The 23,842-nt window shown below is 63.6% G+C and carries 22 protein-coding genes and 2 pseudogenes; 6 read left to right on the top strand and 18 right to left on the bottom strand.

All coding sequences use genetic code 11. The annotated features are described in order from the left end of the window. Positions 1 to 8 precede the first annotated feature (8 nt). Positions 9 to 1,007, bottom strand: a complete 999-nt coding sequence (locus ACWA13_RS01815) for an ABC transporter ATP-binding protein (RefSeq protein WP_463937991.1) — start codon at positions 1,005 to 1,007, stop codon at positions 9 to 11. Positions 1,008 to 1,242: 235 nt separating this feature from the next. On the opposite strand from ACWA13_RS01815, the gene ACWA13_RS01810 reads away from it, so the two are divergent. From ACWA13_RS01810 to disA, 3 genes are all read left to right on the top strand, one after another. Next, positions 1,243 to 2,007: a winged helix-turn-helix domain-containing protein gene (locus ACWA13_RS01810; RefSeq protein WP_463936390.1), complete on the top strand. Its 765-nt coding sequence runs from the start codon at positions 1,243 to 1,245 to the stop codon at positions 2,005 to 2,007. Next, positions 2,004 to 2,774, top strand: a complete 771-nt coding sequence (locus tag ACWA13_RS01805; protein ID WP_463936388.1) for a cache domain-containing protein — start codon at positions 2,004 to 2,006, stop codon at positions 2,772 to 2,774. Before ACWA13_RS01810 ends, ACWA13_RS01805 begins: the two co-directional genes overlap by 4 nt. A gap of 260 nt (positions 2,775 to 3,034) precedes the next feature. Further along, positions 3,035 to 4,111: a DNA integrity scanning diadenylate cyclase DisA gene (gene disA / locus ACWA13_RS01800; RefSeq protein WP_463936386.1), complete on the top strand. Its 1,077-nt coding sequence runs from the start codon at positions 3,035 to 3,037 to the stop codon at positions 4,109 to 4,111. A 70-nt stretch (positions 4,112 to 4,181) separates the two neighbouring features. On the opposite strand, the gene ACWA13_RS01795 is transcribed toward disA, so the two are convergent. The 8 genes and pseudogenes from ACWA13_RS01795 to ACWA13_RS01760 form a co-directional block, all read right to left on the bottom strand. After that, on the bottom strand, positions 4,182 to 4,841 hold the full coding sequence (locus ACWA13_RS01795) for an IS30 family transposase (RefSeq protein WP_463937990.1): 660 nt from the start codon (positions 4,839 to 4,841) through the stop codon (positions 4,182 to 4,184). A gap of 42 nt (positions 4,842 to 4,883) precedes the next feature. Next, positions 4,884 to 5,069, bottom strand: a pseudogene (locus ACWA13_RS01790) (helix-turn-helix domain-containing protein); the annotation flags it as partial. Between the two features lie 226 nt (positions 5,070 to 5,295). Further along, positions 5,296 to 5,970 (bottom strand): hypothetical protein, encoded by a 675-nt coding sequence (locus tag ACWA13_RS01785; protein WP_463936385.1) that lies wholly within the window; start codon positions 5,968 to 5,970, stop codon positions 5,296 to 5,298. Between the two features lie 83 nt (positions 5,971 to 6,053). After that, on the bottom strand, positions 6,054 to 7,340 hold the full coding sequence (locus tag ACWA13_RS01780; protein WP_463936383.1) for an ABC transporter substrate-binding protein: 1,287 nt from the start codon (positions 7,338 to 7,340) through the stop codon (positions 6,054 to 6,056). Between the two features lie 1,218 nt (positions 7,341 to 8,558). Next, positions 8,559 to 8,714, bottom strand: a pseudogene (locus tag ACWA13_RS01775) (DapH/DapD/GlmU-related protein); the annotation flags it as partial. Positions 8,715 to 9,205: 491 nt separating this feature from the next. Beyond that, positions 9,206 to 10,228 (bottom strand): hydroxyacid dehydrogenase, encoded by a 1,023-nt coding sequence (locus ACWA13_RS01770; protein WP_463936382.1) that lies wholly within the window; start codon positions 10,226 to 10,228, stop codon positions 9,206 to 9,208. A gap of 189 nt (positions 10,229 to 10,417) precedes the next feature. After that, positions 10,418 to 11,482: a LacI family DNA-binding transcriptional regulator gene (locus ACWA13_RS01765; RefSeq protein WP_463936380.1), complete on the bottom strand. Its 1,065-nt coding sequence runs from the start codon at positions 11,480 to 11,482 to the stop codon at positions 10,418 to 10,420. A gap of 103 nt (positions 11,483 to 11,585) precedes the next feature. Further along, positions 11,586 to 12,869 (bottom strand): class I SAM-dependent methyltransferase, encoded by a 1,284-nt coding sequence (locus ACWA13_RS01760; RefSeq protein ID WP_463936379.1) that lies wholly within the window; start codon positions 12,867 to 12,869, stop codon positions 11,586 to 11,588. Positions 12,870 to 12,943: 74 nt separating this feature from the next. Here ACWA13_RS01760 and ACWA13_RS01755 point away from each other — a divergent pair, with 74 nt between their 5' ends. The 3 genes from ACWA13_RS01755 (at position 12,944) to ACWA13_RS01745 (ending at position 14,981) form a co-directional block, all read left to right on the top strand. Then, positions 12,944 to 13,906, top strand: a complete 963-nt coding sequence (locus tag ACWA13_RS01755; protein WP_463936378.1) for an HhH-GPD family protein — start codon at positions 12,944 to 12,946, stop codon at positions 13,904 to 13,906. Positions 13,907 to 14,007: 101 nt separating this feature from the next. After that, positions 14,008 to 14,436 (top strand): DUF3592 domain-containing protein, encoded by a 429-nt coding sequence (locus tag ACWA13_RS01750; RefSeq protein WP_463936377.1) that lies wholly within the window; start codon positions 14,008 to 14,010, stop codon positions 14,434 to 14,436. 38 nt (positions 14,437 to 14,474) lie between these two features. Further along, complete coding sequence (locus tag ACWA13_RS01745; RefSeq protein ID WP_463936375.1) at positions 14,475 to 14,981, top strand: hypothetical protein; 507 nt, start codon at positions 14,475 to 14,477, stop codon at positions 14,979 to 14,981. On the opposite strand, the gene dhaM is transcribed toward ACWA13_RS01745, so the two are convergent. The 9 genes from dhaM to ACWA13_RS01700 all read right to left on the bottom strand — a co-directional run bounded on the left by dhaM (position 14,961) and on the right by ACWA13_RS01700 (position 23,839). Further along, positions 14,961 to 15,671: a dihydroxyacetone kinase phosphoryl donor subunit DhaM gene (gene dhaM, locus ACWA13_RS01740; protein WP_463936373.1), complete on the bottom strand. Its 711-nt coding sequence runs from the start codon at positions 15,669 to 15,671 to the stop codon at positions 14,961 to 14,963. The two genes, ACWA13_RS01745 and dhaM, sit on opposite strands and share 21 nt — an antisense overlap. Next, complete coding sequence (gene dhaL, locus ACWA13_RS01735; RefSeq protein ID WP_463936371.1) at positions 15,668 to 16,297, bottom strand: dihydroxyacetone kinase subunit DhaL; 630 nt, start codon at positions 16,295 to 16,297, stop codon at positions 15,668 to 15,670. Before dhaL ends, dhaM begins: the two co-directional genes overlap by 4 nt. A gap of 2 nt (positions 16,298 to 16,299) precedes the next feature. Then, the gene (gene dhaK, locus ACWA13_RS01730) at positions 16,300 to 17,301 is read right to left on the bottom strand and encodes a dihydroxyacetone kinase subunit DhaK (protein WP_463936369.1); all 1,002 of its coding nucleotides are present in this window, start codon (positions 17,299 to 17,301) and stop codon (positions 16,300 to 16,302) included. Between the two features lie 89 nt (positions 17,302 to 17,390). Beyond that, on the bottom strand, positions 17,391 to 17,906 hold the full coding sequence (locus tag ACWA13_RS01725; protein ID WP_463936367.1) for an amino-acid N-acetyltransferase: 516 nt from the start codon (positions 17,904 to 17,906) through the stop codon (positions 17,391 to 17,393). 103 nt (positions 17,907 to 18,009) lie between these two features. Continuing rightward, positions 18,010 to 20,502: an ATP-dependent Clp protease ATP-binding subunit gene (locus ACWA13_RS01720; protein ID WP_463936365.1), complete on the bottom strand. Its 2,493-nt coding sequence runs from the start codon at positions 20,500 to 20,502 to the stop codon at positions 18,010 to 18,012. A 34-nt stretch (positions 20,503 to 20,536) separates the two neighbouring features. Continuing rightward, on the bottom strand, positions 20,537 to 21,295 hold the full coding sequence (locus ACWA13_RS01715; RefSeq protein ID WP_463936364.1) for a thioesterase II family protein: 759 nt from the start codon (positions 21,293 to 21,295) through the stop codon (positions 20,537 to 20,539). Continuing rightward, the gene (locus ACWA13_RS01710; RefSeq protein WP_463936362.1) at positions 21,292 to 21,993 is read right to left on the bottom strand and encodes a beta/alpha barrel domain-containing protein; all 702 of its coding nucleotides are present in this window, start codon (positions 21,991 to 21,993) and stop codon (positions 21,292 to 21,294) included. The genes ACWA13_RS01715 and ACWA13_RS01710 overlap by 4 nt, the downstream gene beginning before the upstream one ends. Further along, positions 21,990 to 22,700, bottom strand: coding sequence for a hypothetical protein (locus tag ACWA13_RS01705; protein ID WP_463936361.1), 711 nt, complete (start codon positions 22,698 to 22,700; stop codon positions 21,990 to 21,992). The genes ACWA13_RS01710 and ACWA13_RS01705 overlap by 4 nt, the downstream gene beginning before the upstream one ends. After that, positions 22,697 to 23,839 carry an acyl-CoA dehydrogenase family protein gene (locus ACWA13_RS01700; protein ID WP_463936359.1) on the bottom strand — a complete coding sequence of 381 codons (1,143 nt, stop codon included), beginning with the start codon at positions 23,837 to 23,839 and terminating at the stop codon, positions 22,697 to 22,699. Before ACWA13_RS01700 ends, ACWA13_RS01705 begins: the two co-directional genes overlap by 4 nt. Between the last annotated feature and the right edge of the window lie 3 nt (positions 23,840 to 23,842).

Here is a 23,842-nt window from a genome sequence, read left to right as displayed (position 1 = left end):
GCGCAGAACTAAACGGTGTAGTTGAAGCGGGACGGCCACTGGAGCCGGACGCGGTCCCCACGGCTTGCTCCGGACGCACGGGAATTGTTCTGTTCCTGAACGATGAGGGTTTGCCCGCCGTCGGTGCGTGCCACGTAGCGCGTAGCCGGACCCGTGTAGACGATCTCCTCGATTACCGCTTCCAGACTGGAGACATGGTCCGCAATAGGTGAAGAGTCATTGAGGTTCCGAACTTGGATCCGCTCCGGCCTGATGCTTAGCAGCGCTGTGGAACCTGTCAGTTGCCGTGCCAATTCGCCCTCCACCAGGTTGGTACTGCCCAGAAAGGAAGCGACGAAGCGGGTGCGGGGTCTTTCGTAGAGGTCTTCCGGCGTGCCCACTTGTTCGACAACACCCTCGTTGAAGACCGCAACACGGTCAGAAAGCGTGAGCGCTTCTTCCTGGTCGTGGGTAACGAAAACAAACGTGATGCCCACGGTGCGCTGTATTTGTTTGAGTTCGACCTGCATCTGCTCGCGCAGTTGTTTGTCCAGGGCGCCGAGCGGCTCATCCAGCAGCAGCACCTGCGGACGCAGTACCAGGGCTCGGGCGAGGGCCACACGCTGCCGCTGGCCGCCCGAAAGCTGCGAGGGCAGCCTGTCCGCCACGTGGGGCAGCCGGATCATCTCCAACGCCTCTTTGACCAGCCTGCTTCGCTCCGCTCGAGCGGTCTTGCGCAGCTTCAGTCCGTACTCAACGTTCTGCGCCACGCTGAGGTGGGGGAAAAGGGCGTAGTCCTGGAAAACGGTGTTGACGTTGCGCTCAAACGGCGCGAGGCGGGTTACGTCGCGTCCACCGAGGTCGATCCGGCCTGAGGTGGGCAGTTCAAAGCCGGCAATCATACGAAGCACGGTGGTCTTACCGGAGCCGGAAGGCCCCAGCAGTGAGAAAAACTCACCCCTCCGAATGTCCAGGTCCAGGCCTTTGACGGCAGCGAACTCCCCGAAGGTTTTCACCACATTGCGCATCGCAATGGCGGGCCTGCCAGCGGGGTCCGGGGTTTCCGGGGCAGAGGCTGCGGAAGCAGCGGGGGATGCTGTGGCTTGCACGGCTAAGGTCCTTCCCAACGATGACTGTGATGCGGGCTACACATCAGGAAGTTAAACATATGGAACCAGATGCTATATGTAAAGAGCATCACACCATGTAAATTTGGTAACGCAATGTGTAGTTAGTGGCGGCGGCTCAGGAAGGATTGAAGTTATGCCTCAAAACTCGTCGCCTCGTCAGCGCATGCTCTCCACCGTTTTTGCCCCATTGGGTGAGGCGGGTAAGGCTCAGCGGGTGCAGGACAGAATCGTCGAGGGCATCGCGGCCGGCGTGCTGCGGGACGGTGATCGCCTCCCGAGCGAAGCTGAATTGGCTTCCATGATGGGCGTCGCCACGGTCACGGCAAGGGAGGCCCTCGTCGGACTTAGGTCGCACGGGCTGGTGACGACCCGCCGAGGACGTGAAGGCGGCACCTACGTTACTGTCCCTGCTGGTCGCCGCGCCGAACTGGTACGTGCCCGCCTTCGGGGTATGAGCCGGGTAGAGGTTCGCGACCTTGCGATTCACTACCGGGCTATTGCAGCGACAGCGGCCGAGCTCGCAGCCGACTTTGCGGGACCCGAGGATGCCGGAGTACTGCACGGGATGCTACGCGGTCGCGGCTTCGGGGGAGCCGCGGTAGGAGAATTCTTCCTCGAACTGGCCGCGTTGAGCCAGTCTGCGCGGCTGACGCGTGAGTTCGGCCGGCTTCATAAAGAGTTCGGTCCACTGATGCTGCTGCTGCAGGAAGACGGAGAGTTCGACGCCACCATGGTTCAGTTGTGCGAGCGTATCGCCGACGCGGTGGCCTCAGCAGATGCCGCCGCCGCACGCGAGGCTGTGACTACCCAGATCCGAACGGGCCTGACAGCTCTCATTGACGAACACGCCCGGCTTGTTGACTCTCAACCGGATGACACCAAAAGGAGGACAGGATGAACGCCGTGACCGAATGGGCCGAGGAAGGTCCGGTGGATCCACTTAGCCGAGTAACGGGTTTTTTCGAATACATTCTCGCTGAAGTCTCAGGCTGGGTGCCTGTGCTGGCAGACCTGTTCCACGATCCGGGCCATCCCCCGCGGGCCAAGCAGCTCAATGTAGTCACGCGACCCTTGGCAGCCGCCCTGGTGAAAGGCCGCCGCTCGCCCGTAGTCGGAGCTGGATTCGTGGCCGCAGAAGACGCCCTGGCAGATGCCGCCTGGCACATGGCCTGGTGGCAGGGCGAAGCTATGGAACCGCTGGTACTGCTGTCAGCGACTTCCGCATCAGAGACCTACATGCGGCGCGAATGGTTCACCAGGCCGATGGAAACCGGGCAGTCACACGTCACCGGGCCATATGTCGATTTCCTATGCACGGATGAATACACCGTGACCATGACAGTGCCTGTGGCGGCAGCAGGCCGGAGGGTGGGAGTGGCAGGTGCAGATGTGTTTGTTGAGTCACTGGAACACCACCTTCTCCCGATGCTGAGGGCGCTGCATCCGGCTGCCAGCCTGGTCAACCAGGCTGGCAGGGTGGTGGTCTCGGCGGATGCCCAATTGGCCGCGGGCACTCTTTTGGCTCCCTACTCCCTGGCTGCAGGGCAGACCGTACGTCCACGGGGCGACTGGTACGCAGGCGCGGAGCTCCTCGTACTGCCCTGCGGGCGGCTGCCGCTGGCAGTCGTCCATCCAATCGCACTGGGTACCAGCGCAGACCGCTGAAACGCCGTCGGTCGCACCTCGCACTGCCTGAGTCGAAGGACGGGCAAAATGCCCACCGGCCGGCCGCCGTCGAACCCTATTCCGGTAGCGGTCTCGAAACTCCCCGACGGGGCACTTTGGGGCTTGCCCGTGCGGTTGTTGGCGATCTTTACCTCTATCATGGTGCTTGCGGGAAAACGTGCACTTTGGCCTCTCGCCAACAGACCGCCGAAAACGGCATCTTTGCAGGCATTGGCCTGCACCATTGAAGGGAAACAAGCATGGCTCGGAGCCCCGAAGAATCGCTCAAGGCGACTCTGGGCAGGGTGGCTCCCGGCACGCCGTTGCGCGATGGCCTCGAACGCATCCTCCGCGGTCGGACCGGCGCGCTGATCGTCCTTGGCTCGGACCGCACCATCGAATCCATCTGTTCGGGCGGCTTCGACATCGGAATCGACTTCTCCCCCACAAGGCTCCGTGAGCTGGCCAAGATGGACGGTGCCATCATTTGCGACAGGGACGCCGGCAACATCCTCCGCGCCGCGGTCCAGCTGGTCCCCGATTCCAGCATCGAAACCCAGGAATCCGGCACCCGGCACCGCACTGCTGAGCGCGTGGCCATCCAGACGGGTGTGCCCGTGATCTCCGTGAGCCAGTCCATGCAGATCATCGCGCTGTACGTCAACGGCCTGCGCCACGTGTTGGAAGGTTCCGAGAAAGTCCTGGCCCGCGCCAACCAGGCCCTCGCCACGCTGGAGCGCTACCGGTCCCGCCTGGACCAGGTCACCAGCTCGCTGTCCGCGCTGGAAATCGAAGCCATGGTCACCGTCCGGGATGTCGCCGTCACCCTCCAACGCCACGAAATGGTGCGCCGGATCTCCGAGGAAATCTCGCAGTACGTCCTGGAGCTTGGCGAGGACGGCCGCCTCCTGTCCCTGCAGCTGGACGAGCTCACGGTGGGCCGTGGACCGGGCAGTGACGTCATCATTCGCGACTACGCCGGCCCGAACGCTTCTCCTGAGGACATCGACGGCGCGGTCAGCGCCCTGGTGAACCTGGGCCCCACTGAACTGATCGACCTTGGCAAAATTGCCGGGATCATTGGCTTCGCCGGCGGCGTGGACAGCCTGGACGCCGTGGTGCAGCCGCGCGGCTACCGGCTGCTGTCCGGACTCAAGGCCGTTCCCAAGGCCGTGGCGGACAGGCTGGTGGACCACTTCGGGGGTCTGCAGCACCTGATGGCTGCCACCATCGAGGACCTCATGACCGTGGACGGCATCGGCGACCAACGCGCCCGCACGGTCCGCGAGGGACTCAGCCGGATGGCAGAAGCCAGCCTGCTGGACCGGTTCCTGTAGCCCTCTACTGACTGGCATTTAACGCACTCATAACCCGTTGATGTCAAGGGGTCCTTGCAACACGTGCGGCTTATGCCGCGGCTTGTTCGAGTAGTTTAGCCATTCGGTTAGCTGGCGTGTCCAGGCCCAGTGTGGGCCTGGGCCGCTGGTTGAGCACCTGGGCTACATCGGCGAGGTCCTTTGCGGTATGGGAACCAAGATCGGTGCCTTTGGGGAACCAGTGGCGTAGTAGCCGGTTCGTGTTTTCGTTCGTTCCGCGTTGCCATGGCGAATGCGGATCACAGAGGTAAACCGGGGCACTTAGTTCCATCCGGATCCGGTCGAACTGAGCTATTTCCGTTCCCCGGTCCCAAGTGATTGACCGACGCAGGTGCTCGGGAAGAACCGCCATTTCCCGTAGCATCGCCTCGGTGACGGACTCGGCAGTATGGTCGATTGGTAAGTGCAGCAAGATCACGAACCGTGTGTTGCGCTCGACCAGGGTCCCAATTGCCGAGCCGGAGTCCTTGCGGAGCTGGCCCCGGGACTGGACGTATAAGCACTGGTAGATCGTCTCGTGGCTGATCTGCATGCTTCTATCATCAGGGTTCTCCTGCCGCAGTATCTTCGCAATCAGGCCAGGACTCCACCCCTTGTTGAGCGTGGCCTCGATCGCCTCTGACAGATCAGCACTTACGATCTTGAATGCCTTCGGCCGGCGGGCCTTGAACCGGGCATTCTGCTGAGCCACCCGGGCACGGTAGACACCATCAGGACCGGTGTTACGCCTCAGTTCCCGACAGACCACCGAACGGTGCCGACCTAACCCGGAAGCGATCCTCGCCTGCGAGTGCCCAGCCCCGATTCCTGTCTGTATCAGAATTCGCTCGTCCAGACTCAATGGATGCCCAGGACCCGACGGGCCCTCCACGCTCACGAGGACATCGATGCCACCCAGACGGCCGAAACTAAGGTTCATGCCCCCAGCCTGCTGCCACCATCTCGCGCCGGCCTCCCGTGACACGCCCACCAGCCGGCACGCTCCTGACATCGACGCCCCCGCAGCCACCAACTCAATCAGCCGCTCTCGAACCTCACGCGGTGTATAACGACCATCGACCACAACAACAACCCCTCAGTAGGGTGTTGCAACGACCACTGGACTCCGCCCCCGTTTTCACAACGTTAAATGCCAGCCGGTTGGGCTATTCGAGCTGGAAGACCGCTTTCTGGCTGGTCCGGGCCCCCAGCTTAGCCACATACACGTAGTACGCTCCGCCGGATCCGGGCACCGCGGCGACGGGCTCGCAGCCCTCCACGCTGCGGTTCCGCTGCCAAGGAAAATTGGCACTTTCGCTCTGGCCCGGCTGGATTATCTTCACCAGGTCCTCACTCTTTGCCTGGCAGTCCCGGGAGGAGAATATCCTGTCCGTGCCGCTGGTTATCAGGAACTCCATTTGCGACGTTCCCATGTTCACTTCGCAGGCAACCGTTCCGCCGTTGGTAACCTGCAGCGTCAACATGGGCATTTCAGTCGCTGCGTAGGTGGTCTTGTCCGTAGCCGCGGCTACCGAAACCAGGCTTTGGTCACAAGTGGGCGTGGACGGCGCCGTGGGGCTTGGCTCTGCACTGGGGGCCGACGGCGGGTCCACGGCTGGCGCAGTCTCGGCGGCTGCCGGCGAGGTGCTTTGCGTGGACGACGCCGGCTGGCTGGATCCGCTGAATGCGCCGGCAGCAGCGAGCATGGCCAACAGCATGGCCAACACCACAAGGAAGGCACCACCTACAACCAGCCGGCGACGCCTGTACACCGCCGCGCTCGCGGGCCGCTTTGCTGCGGGGCGGGACTTGCCGCTTGACGATTTACCTTGCCTGACCATTCTCCTAGGCTAAGGACGCCCGCTGTCTCCGCGGGTATCCCACGCCGTAGGGCGGGCCAACGGTGCGGTGGGAAAGCTGCACCTCAGGCGTTCTGCTTTATGAGGTCTTCAGCTTCTTTGAACCACGAGTCGACCGCGCTGTCCAATGACTCCTTCCCATAGTTCAGGTCTGAATTAACGCGCTTGAACGAGGTTTCGAGGGTGCCGAAGCCGACAATTGGAGGCTCGGGGGCGTCCTTGAGGTACTGCTCGATGGACTTTTCGTAAGCCATGACGGCGGCGTCCGTTCCCGTGTAGGTAATCCCATCGCGTTGGGCTTTGGATGCGGGGATTCCGCGGGATGTTTTGAAGATATCCCCCACCCGAGGGTCGTTAACCATGAAGTTTATGAACCTGGCAGCGCCGTCCTTGTTCTTTGTTTTGGCGCTGGCCACCATCAGCTGTGACGGCTTCAGGAACAGTCCCAGGTTGTCGGGGCTGTCCGATGGCACCGGGAGGAGCTTCAGGTCCTTGGCGCCGCTGTCCGACATATAGCCGGCCATGAGGTTGTCCCAGTACATTTCCGTTGCTGTCAGGTTGGCGCCGAAAGGGGATTTGGGAGCCACCTGTGCCACCCGTTCTTCGGGTATCAGGGCAGGTGTGCCGCGCAAATCGGATGTCAGATTCCACCACTCACGGAGATCGTCTTTTGTGAAGCCTAGCTTGCCGTCGGCGGTGAACGCCTCGGTGTTTTTCTGCCGCAGCCATATGTTGAACATCCACCAAATGCCCGTGAAGTCCGCCGATCCATAGACCGTCCCCCCACTGTTGGAACCCACCTCCCGGAGGAATTCCTTGTATTCGTTGTAAGTCCAGTTTCCGTCCGGCTCAGCAACGCCCAGGGAAGCGAGCTTTGCCGGATCGTAGAACACTCCGAAGGCGTTGGTGCTGTTGGGGATCCCGTAGGTTTTACCGCGGACCTGCCCCGAAGGAAGCAGCGATTTCTCGAAGCCGCTGGTGTCGATGTTGACCGTGCCAAGATCAAGCAGTTGCTGACGCTGGGCGTAGTCGCGCAGGAAAATGAGGTCGAACTGCATGACGTCGGGCAGGCCGCCACCGGCGGCCTCCGTCGCCCGTTGCTGGAAGTAGCTCGCACCGTCCGAAAAATTGCCGTTGACCTTGATGCCGGGGTTGCTTTCCTCGAACAGGGCGATGGCTTTGCGAGTACGTTCTGCCCGGTCTTCATTGCCCCACCAGGTGTAGCGCAGGGTAATCGGGTTTTCTGCAGAACCGTCCGGACTTGATGTCGAGGCGCCGCAAGCAGCCAGGGCTACGGCGGATGCGGATCCGGCCGCAATGGTGGTGATAAACGTCCTTCGGTTAATAGTCATGAGAGCCTCCTTGCTCTGTTACTGCAGTGCACTTGGCACGGCACAGGCTGCTGCCGGAAACCGGCAACAGTACTGCGTGTGATGGTTTGGGTAGTGCGTTTACATTGTGGGCAGAAGGAAGGCCGGTTCGGGCCGGTGGACGCCGCGGGGCCGGTAGCCCAGCGCTTCCGCCGATCCCACCACATCAGCCAGGTACCAGATGATGGCGAGCCACATCTCGGTGCCCTGGAGTCCTGCCCGGTTCTGGCTGCCAGCGTCTGCTGACACACTGAAGGCCATTCCGGCGCCCGGCTGCCAGTGGGTCAGGGCTTCTTCCAGTTGGGCGGCAGCCCAAGCCCGGATGTCCTGCTCACGATGGTTGGTCTGCTTCCGGGCCAGCCACAACGGATGGACAACATCCAGGACGTTGCAGGCGTTCTGCTTTCCGTGGGCGAAGTAGCGGGGATCGGCGCCGTGCAGAAGTACCGTGTCGATCAGCTTTTCAGCGTGCGGAACCGGAAGCCCGAATTGGGCGAAGGTTCCGCGGGTTAGCCGATAGTAGCCATTGACTATTTTCAGCCGCGTGTCATCTGACGGGGTGCCCCATGTTCCTGTTGCGGGGTTGATCCGGGTTAGGAGCCAGCCGAAGAGCGCCTCGAGGGAACCTGCCGCTCCAGGGTGGTTCTGCGCGAGGTTCCAGTAGGTGGCGGTTCCCCATGCATCAACCCAGGCCCCCGATTCCCAGGCTTCTTTCCGCCAGGGCAGCGTGTCCAGCGCTTCCGTCAGCTCCGAGGGCCCGACGTCGGCAGTAGCCCTGATCGGGTAGGGGAAACGGGCTCCAAGGAGGTCCAGGGCGTATCCCACGGAGAGGATGTGATACGTCACGGGCCCGTTGCCAAAAGCCGGTTCGCGCTCCTGCGGAAGCCCGTCTGCTCCGAACTCCGGAACAAGACCCGTCATCGGGTCCTGGAGGGAGGCCAAAGCGCGGACGTGCTCTTCAGGCGTCAACTGAGGAGGCGAGGACCGGAGGAGAAGATCGTAAAGCTCGATGGCGTCGCAGTGGGCACGCACCGTTGGTGCCGCCCCCGGCTGGTCCACGAAGCGTCCCCGCCCGTCGCGGTGCTCCCAGGATGCGGCGATGATCTCTGGGGCCTCGGCACGCGCAATTTCGGCGAAACGGGCAAGCCTGGTATCCAGTCTTTCGCCACTGACGGCAGGCCGCCCTGCCGACGTGGATCTTCTGTCGCGTAGTTGTCTGGCTGGATTACCGCCGACGATTGCCCAGGCAGGTACGTCCTTGGTGACGACCGCCCCGGCAGCGATGACTGCATGGGAACCTACAGTGACGCCGTCGAGCACCACCGCATTCGAACCGATCCAGACGTCATCGCCGATCTGGATCCCTTTGCTGGTGAGCGGTTGCCGGAAGACGGGCTCGGATGGATCCATTGAGTGGTTGAACCCCAGAATTGAGGTGTGGGCGCCGATCCGGACCGCGTCGCCCATGCTGACCGCGCCCCGGACCACCGTGAAGGCGTTCACGGTGCAGTTCCCGCCCATCTCAATCACGCCGGTCACGTAGGCATGCGCAGCGATCAGCGACTCCGCACCCATGATCAGCTTCTCAGGATCCACCATGGCCGTAGGTGAGATGAACGCGTTCTCACCTATCCTGACAGTGCCCTGTTCCGCTAGCAGTTTCTGGTGCTCCAGTTGCGCCTGGCCTTCAGCATCGGAGGCGTTTGGCCAGAAAGTCCACGGTGAGTAGTCGTAGCTGAGGGCGTGTTGTACGTTCACTGTGTCTCCGCAATTGTTGGTTGATCGTGCTGCCGGTTCTCCCGGGGCGGTGAGCTGGAGATTCGCAGTTGCAGCACCAGTCCGCGATGTCATGCCACCACCTGCAGTTCGGAGCTCCGCACGGGGTACAGTTGGTCCCGCCCCTCGGCGAGACGGGCCACCTCGGCAACGGCCGCGGCACCCATACGCCGAAGTTCGTTACCCACGGAGCCTGCGATGTGGGGGGTGAGGACCACATTGTCCAGCTTGTACAAGACGCTGCCGACGGGCAAAGGCTCGGGTTCAGTGACGTCCAATACTGCGTTGATCCGCCCGGTCAGGAGCAGCGATTCCAGTGCTTCCTGATCTACGAGCGAACCGCGCGCGGTGTTGATGAACGTGGCCCCGTATTTCATGAGTTCCAGCTGATGCCTCCCAATCATCCCGACCGTTCCGGGCAGCAAGGGTGCGTGCAGTGAGACCGTATCTGCTCGTGCCATCAGGTCATCGAGGCCCACCAGGGTAACCCCCAGTGCTTCCGCCTCATGGATGCTCACGGTGGGGTCCGCGAGGAGAACCCGATGATCAAAGGCCTTGAGCCGTTCTAGAACCAGCCGGCCCGTTCGGGAGGCGCCGATGATACCCACGGTGCTCCCGCAGTTTCCCACATCTGCGGGAAGGACCTTTGGGTCAAAATCCTCCTGCAACCGGCGCAGCCCGCTGGCAGCGTAAAGCGCTTTTTTCCCGGCCAGGAGGATGAACGCCAAGGTAAATTCCGCGACAGGGACCGCATTCGCCTGGGCAGCCGTTGTAAAAGCTACGTCCCGGTCCAGACACGCCGGGTGCACATGCTGCTTGATGGTTCCGGCCGCGTGGGCAACGAGCTTTAATCGCGGTGCGCCATCAAGGACCCGTGTATCTATCGGTGGTGCTCCCCAACCAGTGATAACCGCGTCAACATCCGATAACACGCGCAGCGCTGTTGCAGAATGAAATTCCGCCAGCGGTTGTTCGTGGACAACATCGGCAACAGAGCGAAGGTGCTGCAGCACATCCTGCGGGAACAGCTGATTCATCAGCTCCGGCGAGCGCAGGGCAAAGGCTACCCGCGGTCGAAAACGTAAGCCGGTCATTTCGCGCTGCCACTCGGCCGACCGAATGCAGAAACTAAAAGCTCAAACCACTGTTGATTTGAAGCTGGTGATCGGCGAAACATAAGGGCTCCCGGTAGGCACAGACTCGAATAGCGGCGACTTGCTGCTTAATCGTCACGCGGCATCACCCTTCGGTCAATGGAAATCTGCCCGATCGATCACATTCGGTCAGCAGGTCGGAGCCGTCGTCGATTCCCGGACTACCAGCCGTGGAAGCAGGGAAACGTGCTGCGTCGGCATGTCGCCGGAGTCCCCGCTGTTGATGCGCGCGTCAAGCACAATCATTGCGGTTGCTCCAACAGCACGCTTTGGCGGGGAAACGGCAGTCAACGGAACGGCGCAGAACGCTGCAACCTCGTCATCGTACGCAACGACGGACAAGTGTTCAGGGACTGGGATATCCCTTGAGGCCGCGAGCTCCACCAACCTGGAAGCGTGTGTGTCCACATGGACAATCACCGCCGTCGTTCCTGTTTCCAGGCAGTCGTCCAGGAAAGCATTCAGGGCGGCGTCGGTGCCTGCCGGGTCAAGCGCGATATTGGGTAACGCCCTGTAGGGAGCCGCCACATGCAGGCCGAGCTGGTCCACCGCCTGTTGATAGCCTGCCTTGAGCCTGCCGGCCGTGGGCGTCTCCTCATGCATGGCGAGGCCGATGGACCGATGTCCCAGATGCGCAAGGTGGCGGACGGCGAGGGCCCCGCCGAACAAATGGTCCGATTGGACGCTGTCATACTCCTTTGACGTCTCCGGGTAGGTGAAAGACCGTTCCATCAACACCACAGGCACAGCAAGGGAATCCAGCCATTTCCCCGTTTGTCCGCCGGACGGTTCATAGCTGCTGGTAGTGAGAAGCAGCCCGCGGATTCCCAGTTCGACAAGCCGCCGCACCCGGTCCTTTTCGGTGTTCGGATCGTAGTGGGTGACCCCCAATACCAGCCGGGTAGCGAGCGAGCCGGCGGTAATTTCCGCCCCGGCGATGACGCGGGCGTAATAGTAATCTGACGTGGGCACCACCAGACCCGTGACCGAAGCCTGCGAAGAGTTGCGGCTGTCCCGGCCGGGCAGCGTCGCACCCCCATGCACTCTGAGCAGGAGGCCAGCGGAACACAGCCTGTTGATAGCGCGACGGGCGGTAATTTCCGATATCCCTAGCTCGCGGGCGAGCGCCATGGTCAGTACCCGGCCGTCGCGCCGTGCGATGTCCAGGATTAGGTGATCTCTCTCAACCGACAACACTTGACCGCCCCTACGTGTGTACTGATGGATTGATCATACGGTCACGAACGGTCGTTTGTTAATTTCTTAGATTGCGGGGATATGCACACTCAATGGGCGCCTAAATCCACTCCCTCCGGCGCAGCGGCGGATCCTCGCCGCCGGGCTTTTGCAGGAGCACCTGGTTCACACCCGTAAGCCTTTCTTCAAAGCCCAAGGCGCTTGATGCCATGTACAGCCGCCACACCCGGGCACGCCCGGGAGAGGTCAACCGCACCGCCTCGTCCCAGTTCTCTTCGAGGTTCCGTACCCAGGCCCGGAGGGTCAGGGCGTAATGACGGCGCAGGGCCTCGACATCCAGCACCTCGAACCCGCCGCTTTCCAGGGCAACCACCATGCCGGAGAGGCTGAGCATCTCTCCGTCGGGGAATACGTAGCGGGGAATGAATGAATCGGGGTCCTCTGCGGCAGGCCCGGCATTCCAGGAGATGGCGTGGTTGAGCAGCCGGCCGCCGGGGCGCAGCAGGCCGTGCAGCTGCGAGACGTAGCGAGCGAGCTGTGCCCGGCCGACGTGCTCTGACATTCCGATGGAGCTGATTGCGTCGTAGGGCCCGTCGATCACGTCCCGGTAGTCCTGGACGCGGATCTCCACCTGATCGGTCAGCCCGGCTTCCGCCACGCGCTTTCGTGCGCTCTCCGCCTGCTCCCCGGACAGCGTGACGCCAACGACCTTCACCCCGTAGCGCTTCGCGGCGTGCAGGGCGAAACTGCCCCATCCGCAGCCCACGTCCAGCACCCGCATTCCCGGCTTCAGCCCCAGCTTCCGGCAAACCAAATCAAGTTTGGCTTCCTGGGCGGCCTCCAACGGGGTCTCCGCACTGTCAAAGACCGCGCAGGAATAGACCATTGACGGACCGAGCACCAGGGCATAAAAGTCGTTGCCGACGTCGTAATGGTGTGAAATTGCCGCGGCGTCGCGCTTCTTGGAGTGCCTCCTGCCGTGCTTTTCGATCTTCACTTCCTCTGGCGGCGGTGCAGGCTCCGGCCCCAACGCGCCGAGCCCGATGGCGGTGGTAATGAGCGTACTGAGCTCCGCGACTGTTGGCTTGCTGAAGGGGCCCGGCTCCGCGAACTTGCCCTGTGAACTCAACGCTGCGAAGGTGGCAAAGATGTCTCCGTGCGCCACTATTTCGCCAGCAACATACGCCCGGCTCAGGCCTAGCTGCCCGGGTGACCAGAGGATCCGCCGCAGCGCCCGCCGCGAGGTGAATTCAACAAGCGGCGCACCCTCCGGACCGGATTCCGAGCCGTCCCAGGCCCGCAGCCGGATAGTGACCTGGTCCGCCCCCAGGACAATGGCCAGTGCTTTGGCCAGCCGTGGTGCTGCTCCCGGTGTCTTTGCCATGTTCATCGCCTCCTGCCCGGCGCATCAACTACAGTGTGTGCATCAAAGCTAATGCCATAACTCCCGCCCCGTCGATGGACACTCCTATCTTTCGCCAGGCACTTCCGGTCACGCCTGCCATCCATCGAGCCATCACCGACTGGTTTGCTGCCGAAGCCCGCGATCTGCCCTGGCGTCTGGAGGATTGCACACCGTGGGGAATCCTGGTCAGCGAGGTGATGCTGCAGCAGACCCCTGTGGTGCGCGTGCTGCCCGTCTGGAAGGACTGGTTGTCCCGCTGGCCCACTCCCGCGGACCTTGCCGCTGAGCCCGCAGGCGAAGCGGTGCGTCACTGGGGCCGGCTGGGCTACCCGCGCCGGGCGCTGCGGCTGCACGCCGCCGCCGTCGCGATTACAGACAGCCACCGCGGCGAGGTTCCCAAGGACTATGAAGCGTTGCTGTCCCTGCCGGGCGTGGGCAGCTACACCGCTGCCGCCGTCGCCGCTTTTGCATACGGCCGCCGCCAGACAGTAGTGGACACCAACATCCGGCGCGTCCATGCACGGCTCTTCAGCGGGACAGCCCTCCCGGCACAGGCGCTGACCGCAGCGGAGATGCGGCTGGCCGCCGATCTGCTGCCTGTCGACGCCGGGCCGTCGGTCCGCTGGAACGCTGCTGTTATGGAACTGGGCGCCGTGATCTGCACGGCCCGCTCCCCCAAGTGCGCGGACTGCCCGGTCCGGAGCGTTTGTGCCTGGCGTCTGGCAGGTGAGCCGCCGCCGTCGTACATTCCCAAAGGGCAGGCATGGCACGGCACGGACAGGCAGGTTCGAGGAGCCGTGATGGCGGTGCTGCGGCAGGCGGACTCCCCCGTCACCGCGGAACTGTTCCTGACACCGCCGGCGGACCTGGGACTGGGCCCGGAGGGCATCGCCGTTCCGCTGGCAGCCCTGCACCGGCTCAACGCGCCACCGGAGCAGCTGGACCGCGCTCTGCTGGGACTGCTCTCCGACGGCCTGGCAGAGATGTCCGACGCCGGTTACAGCCTGCCGTCGTGACCGCACCTTCGCCAGGAGTGCCGCCACGCAACTGGCATACTTTCTTGAGTGACTGAGACAGCCGCTGTTCCAGCCCTGACCATGCCGATCCGGGCGGACCCATGAGAACCGTAATGTACGTCGGGTGGGCGGTGTTTGTGGTGGTTGCGGTGCTCTCGGCCATCCAGATGGTGAGCAGGAGCCGGCAGCACGAGCGGGAAACCGCCGACTGGCCGCGGACGAATGCAACTGTCACAGGCCATATCGCCGGTTGGAGCAGGGGCGCGGGCGGTGCCAACAGGAACCGACGCTATTTCACCGCCTACCAGTTTCTGGACTCGCACGGGACGCTCTTCGCGGGTCAGTCGGAGATTCCGGGCGGTGAAATTCCCGTCCCGGGGAGCATCCTCGAGGTGGCCTACAACCCGGCGAATCCCAACCAGTCCTTCCACCAGTCGGACAAACCAAGGCAGACTCTTGGTTGCGCCATTCCCTTTATGGCAGCCATGGCAGTGGCTTTCTACTTCTTCATCGGCATCTTCCCCGATTAACCAGTGCCGGTCCAGCGCTCCGGGAATACCATGGAGCCATGTCCAGGGCCGCGGTACTGCTGATGGCAACTACGACGGCGTTACTCACCGCCGCGTGTTCGCCCGGGGACGCCGTGTGCCCGGAAATCGCTGCGGCGCCCGTCGTATCCGTCACCGTTGACCGCGCCTACGTGCCGCAGGTCCGGTCGCTGCACCTGAAGGCCTGCCAGGACGGAACCTGCACCGAGGGCCCGCTGGACCTGCAGCCGGGCTCCGTAAGTGTGGGCGGGGAATGCGATCCCCGTGGGGGCCCGCATGGCGTCTGCTCAGCCACTGCCTCGCCTGACGGGACTCTGCGGGGCATGCTGCTGCTGGGGCCGCTTACCGAATCGCCGGTGGACGTGACCCTGACCGGCGTAGGAAGTGACGGCGCGCCGCTGCCCCTGCGCACCCACACCATCACGCCCATCGTGTCGACGCCCTACGGCGAACAATGCGGCCGCTTCATATCCGCCTCGGTCACCCTTGACGCGGACGGCCTCAGTTCAGGTCTCGCCGAAGCCTGACCGCACCAGGTCGCCCACGTACTCCACGGCCTTCTCGGCATCCGGTCCGGACGCCTCCACCCGCAGCACGGAGCCCCTCCCCGCGGCGAGGGTCATCAGCCCCGTCATCGAGGAGGCATCGATGCCGTTGATGCTCACTTCGGCATCCAGCGAGGAAATTCCACCGGCGATCTTCGCCGCCGGCCTGGCATGCATCCCCGCCTGGTTCACCAGTTCAAAATCCCCTGTTGCGTCTGGCGTGGCATCGGGCGCGCCATCCGCTGTGCCTGTTTCTACTTCCGGGTCCCCTGGTTGGGTCCGTCCGGCACCGGCAAATGTGGCCGCAACCGCTTCAGCCGCTTCCCGGACGGCCTTGGCATCGGCTCCGCTTTGGGCGGCGACCGCAGCCGCCACGAGTCCTTCCACCAGCGGGGCGTCCGCCAGCAGGATTTCACCGGCCTCCTCAGCAAATTCAATGGCGGATTCGGCCGTCATCACCGCAGAACCAAGATCGGCCAGAACCACGGTTCCCTCATCCCCTGTTGCCCTGTCCAAGGCCTCCATGACCTTCTCCAGGCTGGTGCCGATCCTGCCGTCACCGGTTCCCCCGGCTGCGAGGATCTGCACGTCAGGTGCCATTTGCCCGGCAAGTTCCACGGCGCCGTCGGCGATCTTTTCGCTGTGCGACACCACTACCAGCCGCACGCTCACAGAGCCGCCTCCGCGGCCGCCCGCAGGATCAGCGCGCTGGACTCCGCCCCGGGATCGCGGTGCCCGGCGCTGCGCTCACCAAGATAGCTCGCCCTGCCCTTGCGGGCGACCAGGGGCTCCGTGGCTTCGGCCCCGGATGCGGCAGCGTCAGCAGCCGCCTGGAGGACTTCGCGCGGCGGGGCGCCATCGCCGGCTGCCTTCCGGGCAGCCTCCACCGCCGGCGTCCACGCGTCCACCATGGTTTTGTCCCCCGGCTCGGCTTTGCCCCGGGCCACAATGCCGCCGAGCGCCGCCTCCAGCGCATCCACCAGCAGCGAAGGTTCGACGTCGGCAGCGTCACCCAGCGCCGTTGACGCGCGCAGGAAGGCGGTCCCGTAAAGGGGACCGGCGGCCCCGCCAACGCTGGACATCAGCGCCATGGCCGTCATCTTCAATGCTGCAGCGGGACTCTCCGGCGGTGCCTCTGCGAGCTTGGCCATCGCCGCCTGGAACCCCCGGTCCATGTTCTCGCCGTGGTCAGAATCCCCGATGGCCCTGTCCAGATCGATCAGGCGGCCACGGTTTTCCTTCATGGCCTCAGCTGAGAGTTCCAGCCACTTCAAAGCCCACTTGGTATCCAGCCCCATGCTTACACTCCCCAACGCAGTGCGGCCGTGCGGACGGGCGCGTCCCAAAGTTCGGTCAGTTCATCATCCAGCCGGAGGACGGAAATGGAACAGCCCTGCATTTCCAGGGCTGTGATGTAATTGCCCACCAGCGAACGCGCCACCGTGATGCCTCGCTCTTCCAGGACCTTGGCGGCCCGGCGGTAGACGATGTACAGCTCGCTTTGCGGCGTTCCGCCCATGCCGTTGACAAAGAGCAGGACGCTCTCCCCCTGCTTGACATCAAGGTCGGTCAGGATGGGCCCGAGAAGGCGGTCCGTGATTCCATCAGCGCCTTCCATGGGAATCCGGTGTCGGCCTGGCTCGCCGTGGATGCCGATGCCGATCTCGATTTCGTTTTCTTCCAGGTCGAAGCTGGGCCGGCCCGCATGCGGCACGATGCACGCGGACAGGGCAACGCCCATACTTCGCACGTTGTTGTTCACCCGGCCGCCCAGTGCGGCCACGGCATCCAGGTCATCACCGCGTTCTGCGGCCGCTCCCGCGATCTTTTCCACCAGGACAGTGCCGGCAACACCCCGCCTGCCGGCGGTATACAGCGAATCCTCTACCGCAACGTCATCGTTGACCAGGATGGTGCGGACCTGCACGCCTTCGGCCTCGGCCATCTCTGCCGCAGTCTCGAAATTCAGGACGTCACCAGTGTAGTTCTTCACGATGTGCACCACACCGGCACCCGAATCGACGGCGAGGGTGGCGGGAATGATCTGATCCGGCGTCGGCGAGGTGAACACCGCCCCGGGCACGGCGGCGTCGAGCATCCCACGTCCCACGAAACCGGCGTGCAGCGGTTCGTGACCGCTGCCGCCCCCGGACACCAGCCCCACCTTGCCGGCCACCGGCGCGTCCTTGCGGGTGATGAACGCCGGTGTGGTGTTGACGGTCACGAGGTCTGGATGGGCCATCCCGAATCCTTCAACGGATTCTGCGACCACGGCTTTGGGATCATTGATGAGCTTTTTCATGGTGCTCCTGGGCTTCGTTTGGCTTCCTGGAGAGTGCGCTCTTGACCCTACTACCCGGAGACGGCAGCGCGGAAGGTCCGGGTGTGTTCTTAGCCTTCCAGCTGGCGGATCATCCGCGTGTTGCCCAGCGTGTTCGGCTTCACCCTGGCAAGGTCAAGGAACTCCGCCACGCCCTCATCATGGGAGCGTAAGAGCTCCGAATACACCACCGGGTCCACAGCGCTTTGGTCGGCCATGACCTCGAAGCCATGCCGCTTGAAGAAGTCCACCTCAAAGGTCAGGCAGAAGACCCGCGAGACCCCCAGCAGCCGGGCCTCCTCCAGGAGCCGCTCCACCAGGACATGCCCCACACCCCTGCCGCGCCAGGACTCATCCGTTGCCAGGGTGCGGACCTCCGCCAGGTCCTCCCACATCACATGCAAGGCGCCGCAGCCAATGACCGTGCCGTCAGAGGCCTCGGCGATCCGGAATTCCGGCAGGCTCTCGTAATAGGCGACTGTCTCTTTGGCCATCAGGATCCGCTGCTCGGCCAACGGAGCCACGAGTTCCTTGATGGCGGCGACATCGCCGGTACGGGCAGGGCGGATATGGAAGGAATCAGTCACACGCCTATCCTATGGTTGCCACGTGCGGGGAAAACGCAAAAGGCGTCCGGCGACTGTTTCCAGCCGGGGACGCCTTTGCGGTTACTGCCGCGGTTGCGGATTGCTACACGATCGGGGCAATCTCTGGGATACGCGGCTTGGCGTTGCCCTGGAACGTGAACTTGGCGTCGTCTCCTTCGCCATCCACGTCCACCACCACTATGTCGCCGGCGTGGAGCTCACCGAACAGGATCTTCTCGGAGAGCTGGTCCTCGATCTCGCGCTGGATGGTGCGGCGCAGCGGCCGGGCACCCATTGCAGGATCGTAGCCACGCGTGGCCAGGAGCCGCTTGGCTGCCGTGGTGAGTTCGATGCCCATGTCCTTGTCCTTGAGCCGCTTTTCCAGCCGGCCTACGAACAGGTCCACGATCTCGATGATCTCGTCCTGCGTCAGCTGCGGGAACACCACGACGTCGTCAACACGGTTCAGGAACTCGGGACGGAAGTGCTGCTTCAGTTCCTCTGTGACGCGGGCGCGCATCCGGTTGTAACCGGTCTGCGTGTCCGTGCCCGATTGGAAGCCGGTGGCAACGCTCTTGGAGATATCCCGGGTACCCAGGTTGGTGGTCATGATGATCACGGTGTTCTTGAAGTCCACCACGCGGCCCTGGGAATCGGTCAGGCGGCCGTCTTCCAGGATCTGCAGGAGCGAGTTGAAGAGGTCAGCGTGGGCCTTCTCAACCTCGTCGAACAGCACCACCGAGAACGGCCGACGGCGGACCTTCTCGGTCAGCTGGCCGCCCTCCTCGTAGCCAACGTAGCCCGGAGGGGCACCGAAGAGCCGCGAGACCGTGTGCTTCTCGGAGTACTCGGACATGTCCAGGGTGATCAGGGCTTCCTCTTCACCGAAGAGGAATTCCGCGAGCGCCTTGGCCAGTTCGGTCTTGCCGACGCCGGTGGGGCCGGCGAAGATGAACGAGCCGCCAGGACGCTTGGGGTCCTTCAGGCCTGCACGGGTGCGGCGGATCGCCTGGGACATCGCCTTGATGGCTTCGTCCTGGCCGACAACGCGCTTGTGCAGTTCCTCTTCCATCTTCAGCAGGCGCGAGGACTCTTCCTCGGTCAGCTTGAAGACCGGAATACCGGTGGAGTTGGCGAGCACCTCGGCGATGAGATCCTCATCAACCTCGGAGATGTCGTCCATGCCGCCAGACTTCCAGTGGCGTTCCTTCTGGGAGCGCTCGGTGATCAGCTTCTGTTCCTTGTCGCGGAGCGACGCGGCGCCTTCGAAGTCCTGCGCGTCAATTGCGGACTCCTTCTCCATCTTGAGATCGGCTATCCGCTCATCCATGGCCTTCAGCTCCGGGGGAGCGGTCATCCGGCGGATGCGCAGCCGTGCGCCGGCCTCATCGATAAGGTCGATCGCCTTGTCCGGCAGGAAGCGGTCCGAGATGTAGCGTTCGGCAAGGCTTGCGGCCGAGGCGAGGGCGCCGTCGGTGATCGTCACGCGGTGGTGTGCCTCGTAGCGGTCGCGAAGGCCCTTAAGGATCTCGATGGCGTGTGCAACCGAGGGCTCCTTGACCTGGATGGGCTGGAAACGGCGCTCCAGCGCTGCGTCCTTCTCGATGTGCTTGCGGTACTCATCCAGCGTGGTGGCGCCGATGGTCTGCAGCTCACCGCGGGCCAGCATGGGCTTCAGGATGGAGGCCGCGTCAATCGCGCCTTCCGCTGCGCCTGCACCAACCAGGGTGTGGATCTCATCGATGAAGAGGATGATGTCTCCGCGGGTACGGATCTCCTTGAGAACCTTCTTCAGGCGCTCTTCGAAGTCACCGCGGTACCGGGAGCCGGCTACAAGGGACCCGAGGTCCAGCGTGTACAGCTGCTTGTCCTTGATGGTCTCCGGAACGTCACCACGGACTATCGCCTGGGCCAGGCCCTCGACGACGGCAGTCTTGCCGACGCCGGGTTCGCCGATCAGGACGGGGTTGTTCTTGGTGCGGCGGGAAAGGACCTGCATGACGCGTTCCATTTCCTGTTCGCGGCCAATCACAGGATCCAGCTTGTTTTCGCGCGCTGCCTGGGTCAGGTTGCGGCCGAACTGGTCCAGCACCACGGAACCGGCGGGGGTGCCTTCGGGCTGGCTGGAACCGACGCCTGCGCCGGTGCTTTCCTTGCCCTGGTAGCCGGAGAGCAGCTGGATAACCTGCTGGCGCACCCGGTTCAGGTCAGCGCCGAGCTTGACCAGCACCTGCGCCGCAACACCCTCACCCTCGCGGATGAGTCCCAGCAGGATGTGCTCCGTGCCGATGTAGTTGTGGCCCAGTTGCAGGGCTTCGCGAAGCGAGAGCTCCAGCACCTTCTTGGCGCGCGGTGTGAACGGGATGTGACCGGACGGCGCCTGCTGGCCCTGTCCGATGATCTCCTGTACCTGCTCGCGGACGCCGTCAAGCGAAATGCTCAAGGACTCCAGAGCTTTAGCCGCAACGCCTTCACCCTCATGGATAAGACCCAACAGGATGTGTTCGGTTCCGATGTAATTGTGGTTCAGCATGCGTGCTTCTTCTTGGGCAAGCACAACTACGCGACGGGCACGGTCCGTAAATCGCTCAAACATTTCGCCACACTCCTAGCTACGACGTACTTTGATGCTACGTGGCTGGCTTCAAGTTGTGGAGCGTGTTCGCCACAGGGGAAACCCCGGCCAGTAATTCCAGGGCCTGCAGGCATCGGCCGGCTTCCTCAAACGGGAAGAAGTGCCCGCCGTGGAAGGCTTCAAGTTCCGGGAAAAGGGTGTAATCCTCCCAGCCGTGGACCACGTCCGGAGGCGCCAGCGGATCGGCAGTACCGCACCAGCCAATTAGCGGTACGGGCAGCGGGGCCCGGCGGCGCGCTGCCAGGTCCGGCCGGTATGTGGTGATGATCCGAAGGTCATTTCGCAGGGCGGGAAGGAACAGGGGACGCATGGGGCTGGTCCGCAACTCCGGGTTCACTGCGCCCACAGCCTCCAGGGCATCAAGGAAGTCCTCATCACCCAGTTCGATCATCGGTGCGAAAACATCAGCCGAAGAGTTATGCGGCGGCCGGCTGCCCATGACCAGTACGGATTCAGGGAGCCGGACGCCGCGGCGGCACAATTCGAACGCAGCCTCGTAGGCAAGCAGGCCGCCCAGGCTGTGGCCGGCCAGGATGAAAGGCCGGTCGGCGGGCAGCGAATCGGCGATGGCTGCCGCCAGGTCGATGAGGGTGACCTTTCCGCCGTCCCCGGCAAGCTGGGCCTGTATCAGCCTGACGTTCAGCGGTTCCAGGACAATGCCTTCTCCCGCCGCCCTCAGCCAGGGACGAAAGGTGGCCACTGATCCGCCGGCGGGCGGCAGGCAGAAGACAACCGGCGGCTCTGACCCTGTCACGCCGGCTCCCGGGTGCGGAAGTTGCCGCTGGTTACCGCTTCCCAGTCCGCCAGGTCCTGCCCGGCCAAGAGGGCAGTGCCCACCAGGAGGGCCTGGTAGCCGGCGTCCAGCAAGCCAAGTGCCGCCGCCGGCGAATTCACCCCGCTGGCGCTGACGGGACACCGGGTACCCGCTGCCCGGACAGCATCAATCAGCCGTTCGCTTCGGGCCAGGTCCGGCGCGCCCTTCTCCTTGCCCCGAATGTCCTTGTTGTTCACGGCAATGATCACATCCGCCGGGTTTTCGATCGAAGCAATCTCCTCTTCGGACACCACCTCGACAAAAGGCACCAGCCCCAGTTCCAGTGCCTGGCCGGCGAGGCTGTTGAGTCCCTTGGCGGGCAGCAGCTGGGCGGTCAGGAGCACTGCGGAAACACCCAGCCGCCGGGCGGTTTCCAGCTGCCCCCGACGGGTTATGAAGTCCTTTTGGAGGATGGGCAGGTCTGTCAACCCCCGAACTTCGCGGAGCAGGTCCTGGTCACCGCCGAACCAGCGGCCGGTCACCACGGAAAGGCAAGGTGCCCCCGCGCGGTGATAGGCGGCAACGACGTCCGGCACTGACCGGCCGTGCAGCAGGTCTGTACCGTCGGCGTCGTTCTTCTTGATTTCCATGATGAGCGGGCTGGGACCGGCCAGCACGGCGTCAATAAAGCCGTTCATACTGCTGCTCCCGCAGGCATCCGGGCACCGGTTCCCAGCCAGGCTGCGCCGATGGACTCGATGTTTGGAGCGGAAAAGCTTCCGTCCGGTCCCCTGGTGGCGGAGTCCGCGTCCACCCCCCGGAACGTTGGGAGGCTCCGGAGCCCGGCGTGTGCTCCCGCATTGTCGGGGCTGATCCCGCCCGCAGCGAGGAATGGCAGGTCCAGATCGAGGGCGGCGGCCAGCAAGGCATCCGGCGGAATCTCGTGCCCGGTGCTGCCCACCATTCCGTCAGGAGACATTGCATCGAAAATCGCGACGTCGGTTCCTGCCCTTTTGTAGGCCCCGTAATACGGCTTCTCGAGGCAGGCTGCACCCTGGAAGTGGAAGACCTTGACGATCACGGCGTCCGCAGGCAGCAGGCTCCGCAGTTGCGCCACCATTTTGGGCGTCTGGAAGGCGTGCAGCTGCACCCACCGGATTCCGGCCCGGTTCATAACGGCTGCCAGTTCCACGGCGTTGGCAGAAAACGTTACAAGGCAGGGGTGCAGCCCGTCTATCCCCCGGCAGGCTGCCGCGAGTTCCACCAGGGAATCGTCGGCCAGCGAGCGCCTGGAGCCTGGAATCCGCCACCACAGGCCAGCCAGGGTGGCTCCCCCGCCGGCCAGGGCATGGAGTTCATTGCTGGTGGTGGCTCCGCAAGCCTTCAGCTGGATACCGTGGCTCATTTCAGGCCGATCATGGAGGCGATGCGGTTGTACTGGAGCTCATTGGTGCCCGAATAGATGGACCCGGCAATGGAGTTCCGGACCTCTATTTCCAGTCCGGACTCCGTGACGTAGCCCCTGCCGCCAAACACCTGCACGGCGTCCAGGCTTGATGCGAGGTTGTGTTGGCTGGTCAGGAGTTTGGCGATTGAGACTTCACGGGTTGCGCGTTTGCCTTCGGAGATGAGGCGTGCCGCCTCATGCAGCCACATCCGGGACGTGGACGTTCCAATGGACATGTCCACGATTTTCTGCGATACCTGCTGGTAGCCGCCAATCGCCCTGCCGTACTGCTGCCTGGTCCTGGCTTGGTCTACGCACCTCGCCAGTCTGTTGGCCATCTCGCCCACATTGACAATGAACGAGTAGAGGATCTCCCGTTCCATCACATGGTCCAGCACCAGGAAACCGCCGCCCACCCGGCCCAGGACATTGCCCGCCGGAACCCTGCAGGATTCCAGTACGACGTCGGCCATCGGCGAAGTGCCCAGCCCCATCTTCTGTACCGGGTCTCCAGTGGACAGGCCGGGTGTGCCGGCCTCCACCAGGAACGCCGTGATGCCAAGCGGGCCTGCGTTCTCGGCGGTCTTGGCGTAGATAACGTACACATCAGCAAGCCCGGCGTTGGTAATGAAGCACTTCCGGCCGTCCAGGACGTAGTCACCGCCGTCCCGCACCGCCGTCGTGCGCATCCTGAGGGCATCTGAGCCGCTCTCCGGTTCCGTGATGGCATGGGCGCCGATGAGTTCGCCGGAACACAGCCCGGGCAGATACTTGCCTTTGAGTTCGGCGCCGGCAAAATCGTTCAGGGGCGTGGCCGAGCTGGCCATGCTGGTCACGGCCGAGAACGCCAGGCCGCTGTCCCGGGACACCTCGCCCAGTATCTCCAGGGCGTCCATGGTTTCCCGGATGGACCGCCCCGCTCCGCCGTACTCCGGATCAAAGGGCATGGCCAGCAGGCCGGTGGCCCGGAGCGCGTCCCACGATTCCCGGCTGAAGGTCCCCAGCCGGTCTCTCTCGATATGGCCTGCGCTGAGCTGTTCGCCCAGCCCGCGGATTGCGGTGCCAACGTGGCCGGCCCGCTCTGCAGTTGCTGTCATGGC

It is taken from the genome of Pseudarthrobacter sp. TRD_SC_9, from assembly GCF_055361265.1.
The sequence above is the reverse complement of the archived record's forward strand: the minus strand, read 5'-3'. Positions and strand labels throughout refer to the sequence as shown.